Here is a 10,413-nt window from a genome sequence, read left to right as displayed (position 1 = left end):
TTTTTGCGTCTATACCAGATGAATTTGGTTATACGTCTGATTGTAGTCGCGGCGAAACTGCGCCAGTTCGAAAGGTTCGATATCCAGTTCAGCGAAATAAAACAGCGCCAGTTCGGCGTGTTCGCTGCTCAGCTGTGGCGGTAAATGCGCGCGCACCAGAATATTACGCCAGCGGATGATGTTTTCTTCTGAGGCATCTTTAATAAATGTCTGATAAATAAATACAACGTAGGCAGCTTTGCGGATCTCTTCAGCGTATCCACCGCTTATTGAGCGGATAAACATCTGACTTTGTCGTTTGCCCATTTCCAGCAGCATTGAATCAATATAAACCGGCTTAATTTTCAACAGACTGGCGAGAGACGCGTTCGCTTTACGGGTGTCTGCCGTCATAAACCAATAACCCACAATAAAAACCACAACAATTGCAGCAAGCATAATCCATATCATTCTGGACTCTGGCCTCCGGCCTTTTCTGGCGTGATGTGAAAGGTGCATGCAACACCCGATGTGGGGAGTTTATCTGCTAATGACAGGAAATACGTGAAGGAGTGACAAAGAATTTGCGCCCGCTTCGCAGAATGTCATTGTAAGGTCATGGGATATTGATTAAATCAGATAAAAAGCGTGAACCATTAAAGGAGTAACGGATGGCCAGAAACATTGAAATTAAAGCCAGAATTGATGATTTTTCAGCGATGTATGAAAAACTTGCTCTGCTTGCCGACGGCTTGCCGGACATCATTGATCAGGACGATACCTTTTTTATCTGCCCGCACGGACGACTTAAATTACGCACTTTTTCGCCTGATCGCGGTGAACTGATTTTCTATCAGCGTCCGGATCAGGCAGGCCCGAAAACCAGTTTCTACCAGCTGACCGAAACTCAGGATCCCGACAGTCTGCGTGAAACTCTGACGCTGGCTTATGGCGCTGCCGGGCGGGTCATCAAACAGCGGACGTTATTTATGACCGGCCAGACCCGTTTGCATCTCGATCGGGTCAAACATCTGGGGGATTATCTTGAGTTTGAAGTGGTGCTGGACGAGAGCGAAACGCCGGAACAGGGCATTGCGATTGCTGAGGATTTACTGGAAAAGTTAGGCATCGAGCGGCAGGAACTGGTCGATCAGGCTTATGTTGATTTGCTCAATGCCAAAGGCAAACACTCTCACGATTAAGTGAATAATCACCGCCTTGCGGATCGAAGGCGGTTATGTCAGTTACTGTTACTTCGTTTCTTCCAGCGAATACGGCAATGGCTGAATGCTCAGCTGACTGGTGGCATCTTCACGCACACGCAGATTAGCGTCGGCTTCAAGGTCATTATTCAGTACCGCCTGAACCCAAACCGTGCCGTCGCTGAGCTGAACGGCCGCCAGAACGGTACCGGTACGACGCCAGTTTTCCCCGAGTTGCAATTCAAGGTCATCTGCCGGAGCGGGCACTTTGCTCGCCTTGCCGGACAACCAGTAAAGCGCGCGTTTATTGGCGCCACGGTATTTTGCTCGCGCTACCATTTCCTGACCGGCGTAACAGCCCTTGGTAAAACTGATGCCCTCGAGCGCCTGAATGTTGGTCGCCTGAGGAATAAACTGAACGGCGTTTGGTGTATCAATCACCGGGAAACCGGCTTCGATATCCAGCGCCAGCCATTGCTGACTGTCGTTACGCTGCGCCTGCTCGCCTAATTCTTCGACCACCTGACGGGCTTTTTCCGGGCTGGTCACAATCAGATAACGTTCTGCCGGCAGGGAGAAATGCAGCAGGGTGGTTTCATCTTGTTGCACGACCTGTTGCTCTGCCGTTGGTAATGTTGAAAAGAGACCTGTCAGCGCGGCGCTGGCCTGAAAACCTGCCACGCCGAGCAATACGACGTCGTCGTCAGCCGTGAACGTCACTTTAGAGAACACCGCGTATTTCTTCATTTCGGTTAACTGAGTGTCGCGCAAATTACGACGCTCAATAAATGCCATACCGTCACCACGTTTGAACAGACGAAGGTTACTCCACATTTTTCCTTTCGCGTCGCAATGCGCGCAAAGAACGTGGCTGTCGGCTGCCAGCGCATCGACATCCACAGTGACCTGACCTTGCAGGTACTTCATGGTGTCTGCGCCGGTCATGGTTACCAGCGCCCAGTCTTCCAGAGAGATCAACGTCAGCGGCAGATGAGACGACGCTGAAGGTTTTTGCGGTGGAAAGGGAAATTCGTTAGCCATTTTCTAATCCCGGTCAATGAAATGTGACTGATGCCTCATGGTAAAAGAGCCCACCCGCTTTGAAAACAGTTATTGGTGCCTTTTACGGGATGCCTTCCAGAGAATGTAAAACATCCGACAGGTTTACAGCAGGTTTTACGGCACATCACGTAGATTGACAAAACAGGGCACTGAAAAGTTACGTTGCTTGACGTGCCGCTGGTAGAATCATCGCAGACATAAAGAAACTCACGTTCTGTATCCCAACAAAGAGCCTTGTTATGGAAAGCAAAAATCAACTGGATATTAATAACCGTTCCCGAGTTCACTGGGCCTGTCGCCGTGGTATGCGCGAGCTGGATATTTCTATCATGCCGTTTTTCGAGCATGAATATGATTCGCTGAGTGAGGCCGACAAAGAGGTGTTTGTCCGCCTGCTCACCTGCGATGACCCAGATCTGTTCAACTGGCTGATGAATCACGGCGAGCCAAACGATACCGAATTACAACGCATGGTTGCCCTTATTCAGACGCGAAACAAAGCCCGTGGCCCTGTGGCGATGTGATCTCAGGGTGTCCTGGCGCAGTCAGCTTTTCTCACTGGGATGTTACGGTGCGGTGATGCTGATGATTTTGCTGGCACCCTGGCCTGCGGGTTACTGGCCTGTCTGGATGACGCTGCTGTTGCTGGTGCTGTTTGAATGCATTCGTAGTCAGCGGCGTATTACGGCACGTACGGGTGAAGTTGTTCTGACTGATGATTACCGTCTATTGTGGCGCGGTCATGAATGGCAGATTAAACAACCTGTGTGGATGATAAGCCACGGCGCGTTGCTTTCACTGCGTCGGGAGAAACTCAAAGGCGGTCTGGCGCAGGCAATGCGCAGCAGAAGGCAGCGTTTGTGGCTGGCCTCGGACAGCATGAGTCAGGAAGAGTGGCGGCATTTGCGTCAGATACTGCTGAATGCTCATCCGCGAAGCCCGGCAAAACCGGGCTGAAGTTGCGGCGTACCTGTTGCTGATGGCGAGGCGTTACAGCAGGGCGTCCATTTCCAGCAGGATTTGCTCGCACCACTGTTGCAGGCGCTCTTCGGTGAGATCAAACTGATTTACATCGTCGAGTGCCAGTCCGACGAAATGTTTGCCATCGGCACTTAGCGGTTTCGGGCTGGTAAATTCAAAGCCTTCAGTCGGCCAGAAACCGATAAAGCGAACTCCCAGCGGCACCAGCTGATGGTAAAGCATCCCAAGCGCGTCGAGGAACCATTCGCCGTAGCCGAGCTGGTCGCCCATACCGTACATGGCAACAATTTTGCCGCGTAATTTAAGCGTAGGAAGTTGATTCCAGACGGCTTCCCAGTCTTCCTGAATTTCGCCGAAATCCCATGTCGGGATGCCGAGGATCAGGATGCTGTAGTCTTCCATCACATCAGGATCAACATCTTTAATGTTGTGCAAATCAACCAGTTCTTCGCCCAGAATGTCGCGAATTTTTTCCGCAGCCATTTCGGTGTAACAGGTGCTGGAACCGTAGAAAAGTCCAATTTTCATGCTTGTTGCCATAACGTCATAAGAATACGAATGGCAGGCAGTGTAGCAGATTTGGATGCATGAAAGGCATAATGGCTGGCGCAGTATGTGCTCAGGAAACAGGAGTCGGAATGCCAAAACAAGACAATGTGAACACTCAGGATGTGACCTCTGAGCAGGCTCTGCAAGCGGTGAATCAGGCGGATCAGAGCCTGACAGAACAGTTTCTGGATATGCTGTGGATTGAGCGGAATCTCGCTGAAAATACGCTCTCGTCCTACCGGCAGGATCTGAAATCTCTGCTCGGCTGGCTGCATCACAATAAGACCGATTTGCTGCATGTCAGTGCGGAAGATTTGCAGTCTTTCCTTTCCGAACGTATTGAAGGTGGTTACAAAGCCACCAGTTCGGCGCGGTTGCTCAGCGCGATGCGCCGTTTGTTCCAGTATATGAACCGCGAATCTGTACGTCAGGATGATCCGACGGCCTTGCTGTCTTCGCCAAAATTACCGCAGCGGCTGCCGAAAGATCTCAGTGAAGCGCAGGTCGATGCGTTACTGGCTTCCCCAAGTGTGGATGTTCCCCTGGAATTGCGCGATAAAGCCATGCTCGAACTGCTGTACGCCACCGGTTTGCGTGTTTCTGAACTGGTCGGGCTCACGCTCAGTGATCTGAGCCTGCGGCAGGGGGTGGTGCGGGTTATCGGTAAAGGGAATAAAGAACGCCTGGTGCCGATGGGCGAGGAAGCGGTGTACTGGATCGAGAATTATTTCGAGCACGGCAGACCGTGGCTGCTCAACGGTCAGTCGCTGGATATCGTCTTCCCGAGTAACCGCGCGCAGCAAATGACGCGTCAGACGTTCTGGCATCGTATCAAACACTATGCGATCCTTGCGGGCATTGATGCGGAACGTTTGTCACCCCACGTTCTGCGCCACGCTTTCGCCACTCACTTACTAAACCACGGTGCGGATCTGCGCGTGGTGCAAATGTTGTTAGGTCACAGTGACTTATCAACCACTCAAATTTACACCCATGTAGCGACTGAACGACTCAAACAGCTACATCAACAACATCATCCCCGCGCGTAACCCGCCGGAGAGAAAGGACGACATGATGAAAAAAGGTTTACTGCTGCTGACATTCCTGACTGCGTGTATGAGCTCCGCGGTCCATGCTGACGATGCAGCAATCAAAGCCACGCTGGGCAAACTGGGTATGAGCAATGCCGAGGTACAGCCTACGCCGGTAAAAGGCCTGAGCGCCGTTTCCACCGACAGCGGCACGATTTATATCACTGAAGATGGCAAGCATGTTTTGCAGGGGCCGATGTATGACGTCAGCGGCACTCATCCGGTCAACGTGACTAACAAAGCGCTGGTGAAAAAGCTGGATGCGCTGCAAAACGAGATGATCATCTACAAAGCCAAAAACGAAAAACATGTGATTACGGTGTTTACCGACATCACCTGCGGCTATTGCCACAAACTGCATCAGCAGATGCAAGAGTATAACGATCTCGGGATTACGGTGCGTTATCTGGCGTTTCCGCGTCAGGGGCTGAATTCTAAAACAGAGAAAGACATGCAGTCGATCTGGTGTACAGGCAACCGCAAAACCAGTTTTGATGCGGCAATGCGTGGTGATGACATCACTCCAGCAACCTGCAAAACCAGTGATATAGCGAAACACTTTGAGCTGGGCGTGCAATTTGGCGTCACTGGCACGCCGGCTGTGGTGCTGGCAGACGGTACTTTGATCCCTGGCTATCAGCCGCCAAAAGAAATGGCCGCCATGCTTGATCAGCAGGATCCTTCACATAAAACGGGTGGTTGATTTTTCGTGACCTTGCAGACTCAACTTCGCCGCCGTGAGGCAGCGACTGGCGTGGAACTTCCCGCCGATCTTTCCCCTTTGTTGCGCCGTTTGTATCTCGCCCGGGGCGTGAAAGAAAGTCAGGAACTTGAGCGCAGCGTGCGCGGAATGCTGCCTTATCAGCAACTCGACGGCATTGATACTGCGGTCGCGTTATTGCAAAAAGCGCTGGCTGAACGTCTGCGTATTATTATCGTCGGTGATTTTGATGCGGATGGCGCAACCAGCACCGCGCTGACGCTGTTGTCTTTACGCAGCATGGGCTGCGGGAATCTGGATTATCTGGTACCTAACCGTTTTGAAGACGGCTATGGCCTCAGCCCGGAAGTCGTCGAACAGGCAGCGTCACGCGGCGCAGAGCTGATCCTGACCGTTGATAACGGTATTTCCTCTCATGCTGGTGTCACGCTCGCCCATGAAAAGGGGATTCAGGTGCTGGTCACCGATCACCACTTGCCGGGCGAAACGTTGCCGGATGCCGAAGCAATTATTAACCCGAATCTGGTCGGCTGCGAGTTCCCGTCTAAATCGCTGGCGGGCGTCGGCGTAGCGTTCTATCTGATGCTGGCGTTGCGCAGTGCTTTACGTGACAGCGGCTGGTTCGAGCAAAACGGTCTGGCGATCCCTAATCTGGCGGAACATCTGGATCTGGTGGCGCTGGGAACCGTGGCGGATGTTGTGCCGCTTGATGCTAATAATCGCATCATGGTGTATCAGGGACTTAACCGCATCCGTGCCGGAAAATGCCGGGCGGGTATCCGTGCACTGCTCGAAGTGGCGGGGCGCGAAGCCCGCACATTGTGCGCCAGCGATTTAGGTTTCGCCCTCGGGCCACGGCTCAATGCCGCCGGACGTCTTGATGATATGTCGGTTGGCGTGGCGCTTTTACTCAGCGAAGATATCGGTCAGGCGCGTGCGCTGGCCAGTGATCTGGATGCGCTGAACCAGACCCGCCGCGAGATAGAGCAGGGCATGCAGATTGAAGCGCTGGCGCTGTGCGACAAACTCGAGCGCAGCACCGACGCGCTGCCGTTTGGGCTTGCGATGTACCATCCGGAATGGCATCAGGGCGTGGTCGGTATTCTGGCATCACGTCTGAAAGAGCGTTTTAACCGGCCGGTGATTGCGTTTGCTCCCGCAGGCGATGGCATTCTGAAAGGCTCCGGCCGTTCGATTGCGGGTTTGCATATGCGCGATGCGCTTGAACGTCTCGATACGCTTAATCCCGGTCTGATGATGAAATTTGGCGGACATGCGATGGCTGCCGGTTTGTCGCTGGAAGAAAGCAAGTTCGACGAGTTTCGTGACAAATTCGCAGAGCTGGTCGGCGAATGGCTGGATCCTTCGCATCTGGAGGGTGTGGTGTGGTCGGATGGTGAGCTGTCGGCCCGTGAACTGACGATTGATACGGCTGAAATGCTGCGTGACGGCGGTCCGTGGGGGCAGGCGTTCCCGGAACCGACGTTTGACGGCACGTTCCGCATTCTGCAACAGAAACTGCTGAAAGAACGTCATCTCAAACTGATGATTGAGCCCATCGGCGGAGGTCCGCTGCTCGACGGTATCGCCTTTAATATCGATCCGACCTTCTGGCCGGACAGCAGTATCCGCGAAGTGCAGCTGGCGTACCGGCTGGATATCAATGAATTTCGGGGAAATCGCAGCGTTCAGTTGATCATCGAACATTTATGGCCGAAATAAGCGATTTTCACCCGCAATAAACCCTGCAAAAAAACGGCTCTTTGCTATAAAAAGACCGCTAATTCCGTTAGAATCGGCGGTTCGAATGGCATTGGGCCAACTCCGAATCTAACGTAAGACGCGAAAAATCATGTTTGAAATTAATCCGGTTAAGAACCGCATTCAGGACCTGTCCGAGCGGACAGTCGTTCTTCGGGGGTATCTTTGACTATGATGCCAAGAAAGAACGCCTCGAAGAAGTAAACGCCGAGCTGGAACAGCCGGACGTCTGGAACGAGCCAGAACGCGCACAGGCGCTGGGCAAAGAACGTTCCTCTCTGGAAGCTATTGTTGAAACCATCGATGAGTTGCTACAGGGCGCGGAAGATGTGACCGGCCTGCTGGAACTGGCTGTTGAAGCCGACGATGAAGACACGTTCAACGAAACGGTTGCCGAACTCGATGTACTGACCGCCAAACTGGAACAGCTGGAATTCCGCCGCATGTTCTCCGGCGAATACGATAACGCGAGCTGCTATCTCGATATCCAGGCGGGTTCCGGTGGTACGGAAGCGCAGGACTGGGCGAGCATGCTGCTGCGTATGTATTTGCGCTGGGCAGAAGCTAAAGGTTTCAAAACAGAAGTTATCGAAGAGTCTGACGGTGAAGTGGCAGGGCTTAAATCTGCAACCATCAAGATTATCGGTGATTACGCGTTCGGCTGGCTGCGTACTGAAACCGGCGTTCATCGACTGGTACGTAAAAGCCCGTTCGACTCCGGTGGCCGTCGCCATACGTCTTTCAGTTCCGCGTTTGTGTATCCGGAAGTGGATGACGATATCGAAATCGAAATTAACCCTGCCGACCTGCGTATCGACGTATACCGCGCGTCCGGTGCGGGTGGTCAGCACGTCAACAAAACGGAATCTGCGGTACGTATTACCCACCTTCCGACCAACATTGTGACTCAGTGTCAGAACGACCGCTCCCAGCATAAAAACAAAGATCAGGCCATGAAGCAGATGCGTGCGAAGCTTTATGAGTATGAGATGCAAAAGAAAAATGCGGACAAACAGCAGCTGGAAGACAACAAGTCTGACATCGGCTGGGGCAGCCAGATTCGTTCTTACGTGCTGGACGATTCCCGTATCAAAGATTTACGCACGGGCGTCGAAACGCGAAATACGCAGGCCGTACTGGATGGCGACCTGGATAAATTCATTGAGGCAAGTTTGAAAGCCGGGTTATGAGGAACCAAAATGTCTGAGCAACAACCAGCAGCGCAAAGCGCAGAAAACGTACCAGATCTTAACAACGAGCTGAAAGCTCGTCGTGAGAAGCTGGCTTTACTGCGCGAATCCGGTATCGCTTTCCCTAACGATTTCCGTCGTGACAGCATCTCTGATGAATTGCATGCGAAATATGGCGAAAAGACCAACGAAGAACTGGAAGCATTAAACATCGAAGTCACCGTCGGTGGCCGTATGATGACCCGCCGTATCATGGGCAAGGCATCTTTTGTAACCTTGCAAGATGTCGGCGGCCGTATCCAGCTTTACGTTGCGCGTGATGACCTTGCGGAAGGCATCTACAACGAGCAATTCAAGAAATGGGATCTGGGCGATATCCTGGGGGCGACCGGTAAACTGTTCAAAACCAAGACTGGCGAACTGTCGATCCATTGTTCTGAACTGCGTCTGCTGACCAAAGCACTGCGTCCGTTGCCGGATAAATTCCACGGCCTGCAGGATCAGGAAGCGCGTTACCGCCAGCGTTATCTCGATCTGATCGCTAACGAAGATTCCCGTAAGACCTTCAAAATCCGTTCTCAGATCATGTCTGGCATCCGCAGCTTCATGGTGGAAAACGGCTTCATGGAAGTCGAAACCCCGATGATGCAGGTGATCCCTGGTGGCGCGGCGGCACGTCCGTTCATCACCCACCACAATGCCCTCGACATCGACATGTACCTGCGTATCGCGCCGGAACTGTATCTGAAGCGTCTGGTTGTTGGTGGTTTCGATCGCGTATTCGAAATCAACCGTAACTTCCGTAACGAAGGCGTTTCTCCGCGTCACAACCCAGAGTTCACCATGATGGAACTCTACATGGCGTACGCGGATTACAAAGACCTGATCGTTCTGACTGAAACCCTGTTCCGCACGCTGACTGAATCCGTTCTGGGCAGCAGCGTTGTGCAGTACGGCGACCAGACTTTCGATTTCGGCAAGCCTTTCGCCAAGCTGACCATGCGCGAAGCGATCTGCAAATACCGTCCGGAAACTAATGTTGCTGATCTCGACGATCTGGCTAAAGCGACCGCTATCGCAGAATCTATCGGCATCAAAATCGAGAAGAGCTGGGGCCTGGGCCGTATCGTGACCGAGATCTTCGAAGAAACCGCTGAAGCACAGCTGATCCAGCCAACCTTCATTACCGAGTACCCGGCAGAAGTTTCTCCGCTGGCGCGCCGTAATGACGAGAACCCTGAAATCACTGACCGTTTCGAATTCTTCATCGGCGGCCGTGAAATCGGTAACGGCTTCTCTGAGCTGAACGATGCAGAAGACCAGGCACAGCGTTTTGCTGATCAGGTTTCTGCGAAAGATGCAGGCGACGACGAAGCGATGTTCTACGACGAAGACTACGTAACAGCGCTGGAACACGGCCTGCCACCGACTGCCGGTCTGGGCATTGGTATCGACCGTATGGTTATGCTGTTCACCAACAGCCACACCATCCGCGACGTTATCCTGTTCCCGGCAATGCGTCCGCAGACACAAAAATAAGTTTCCTCAGAAACAACAAAAGGGCGCTCCGGCGCCCTTTTTCATGCCGCAGATCACGCCATACGCTAACTGCTTAAAACTCCAGCGTTTATCCGCAATCACGCCTTGCTCCGCCGTCGTAACCGGTTATAATGCCAGTCGCACACCGATGCGGGTGTAGTTCAATGGTAGAACGGCAGCTTCCCAAGCTGCATACGAGGGTTCGATTCCCTTCACCCGCTCCAAAAGCTTCTTCCTTAAATCTGTTCAATACCCTACAAAATTCACAACCCAATATCTTTTATTCGTATTTCCTGTACGACGTTTTCGCACATCTAAAATTTGATCCCTGAAAAAAA

The 10,413-nt window shown here is 52.5% G+C and carries 11 protein-coding genes and 1 tRNA gene; 9 read left to right on the top strand and 3 right to left on the bottom strand.

Going from position 1 to position 10,413, the window contains the following annotated elements; translation table 11 throughout:
- Positions 1–9 precede the first annotated feature (9 nt).
- Positions 10–450: a DUF1198 domain-containing protein gene (locus UC15_RS23105; RefSeq protein ID WP_112291257.1), complete on the bottom strand. Its 441-nt coding sequence runs from the start codon at positions 448–450 to the stop codon at positions 10–12.
- Positions 451–650: 200 nt separating this feature from the next.
- On the opposite strand from UC15_RS23105, the gene UC15_RS23100 reads away from it, so the two are divergent.
- On the top strand, positions 651–1,181 hold the full coding sequence (locus tag UC15_RS23100) for a class IV adenylate cyclase (RefSeq protein WP_112291255.1): 531 nt from the start codon (positions 651–653) through the stop codon (positions 1,179–1,181).
- Positions 1,182–1,229: 48 nt separating this feature from the next.
- Here UC15_RS23100 and ygfZ read toward each other — a convergent pair whose 3' ends face one another.
- A complete protein-coding gene (gene ygfZ, locus UC15_RS23095; RefSeq protein ID WP_112291253.1) occupies positions 1,230–2,222 on the bottom strand; it encodes a tRNA-modifying protein YgfZ in 993 nt (330 codons plus the stop codon).
- A 278-nt stretch (positions 2,223–2,500) separates the two neighbouring features.
- On the opposite strand from ygfZ, the gene sdhE reads away from it, so the two are divergent.
- Positions 2,501–2,767 (top strand): FAD assembly factor SdhE, encoded by a 267-nt coding sequence (sdhE, locus tag UC15_RS23090; protein WP_112291258.1) that lies wholly within the window; start codon positions 2,501–2,503, stop codon positions 2,765–2,767.
- Positions 2,748–3,200 carry a protein YgfX gene (locus UC15_RS23085; RefSeq protein WP_112291252.1) on the top strand — a complete coding sequence of 151 codons (453 nt, stop codon included), beginning with the start codon at positions 2,748–2,750 and terminating at the stop codon, positions 3,198–3,200. The genes sdhE and UC15_RS23085 overlap by 20 nt, the downstream gene beginning before the upstream one ends.
- Before the next feature lie 33 nt (positions 3,201–3,233).
- Here the strand turns inward: UC15_RS23085 and fldB are convergent, their stop codons facing one another.
- Positions 3,234–3,752, bottom strand: a complete 519-nt coding sequence (fldB, locus tag UC15_RS23080) for a flavodoxin FldB (protein ID WP_112291250.1) — start codon at positions 3,750–3,752, stop codon at positions 3,234–3,236.
- A 110-nt stretch (positions 3,753–3,862) separates the two neighbouring features.
- Between fldB and xerD the strand changes: the two genes are divergently transcribed.
- The 6 genes from xerD (at position 3,863) to UC15_RS23050 (ending at position 10,299) form a co-directional block, all read left to right on the top strand.
- Positions 3,863–4,822, top strand: a complete 960-nt coding sequence (gene xerD / locus UC15_RS23075) for a site-specific tyrosine recombinase XerD (RefSeq protein WP_112291248.1) — start codon at positions 3,863–3,865, stop codon at positions 4,820–4,822.
- Between the two features lie 25 nt (positions 4,823–4,847).
- Positions 4,848–5,567 carry a bifunctional protein-disulfide isomerase/oxidoreductase DsbC gene (gene dsbC, locus UC15_RS23070; RefSeq protein ID WP_112291247.1) on the top strand — a complete coding sequence of 240 codons (720 nt, stop codon included), beginning with the start codon at positions 4,848–4,850 and terminating at the stop codon, positions 5,565–5,567.
- 6 nt (positions 5,568–5,573) lie between these two features.
- Positions 5,574–7,307, top strand: coding sequence for a single-stranded-DNA-specific exonuclease RecJ (gene recJ / locus UC15_RS23065; RefSeq protein WP_112291245.1), 1,734 nt, complete (start codon positions 5,574–5,576; stop codon positions 7,305–7,307).
- Positions 7,308–7,437: 130 nt separating this feature from the next.
- Positions 7,438–8,536, top strand: a protein-coding gene (gene prfB, locus UC15_RS23060; protein WP_112291244.1) for a peptide chain release factor 2 whose coding sequence is annotated in 2 segments (ribosomal slippage) — positions 7,438–7,512 and positions 7,514–8,536 — 1,098 coding nt in all. Because the reading frame shifts where the segments join, the coding sequence is not laid out codon by codon here.
- Positions 8,537–8,545: 9 nt separating this feature from the next.
- Entirely contained in the window at positions 8,546–10,075 is a 1,530-nt protein-coding gene (gene lysS / locus UC15_RS23055) for a lysine--tRNA ligase (protein WP_112291242.1), read from the top strand.
- Positions 10,076–10,225: 150 nt separating this feature from the next.
- Positions 10,226–10,299 (top strand) — tRNA-Gly (locus tag UC15_RS23050).
- The last annotated feature ends 114 nt before the right edge of the window (positions 10,300–10,413 follow it).

Source organism: Rahnella sp. AN3-3W3, assembly GCF_003263545.1.
Classification (GTDB): Bacteria; Pseudomonadota; Gammaproteobacteria; order Enterobacterales; family Enterobacteriaceae; genus Rahnella; species Rahnella variigena.
Note: the sequence above shows the minus strand (reverse complement) of the source record. Positions and strands in the feature narration are given on the sequence as shown.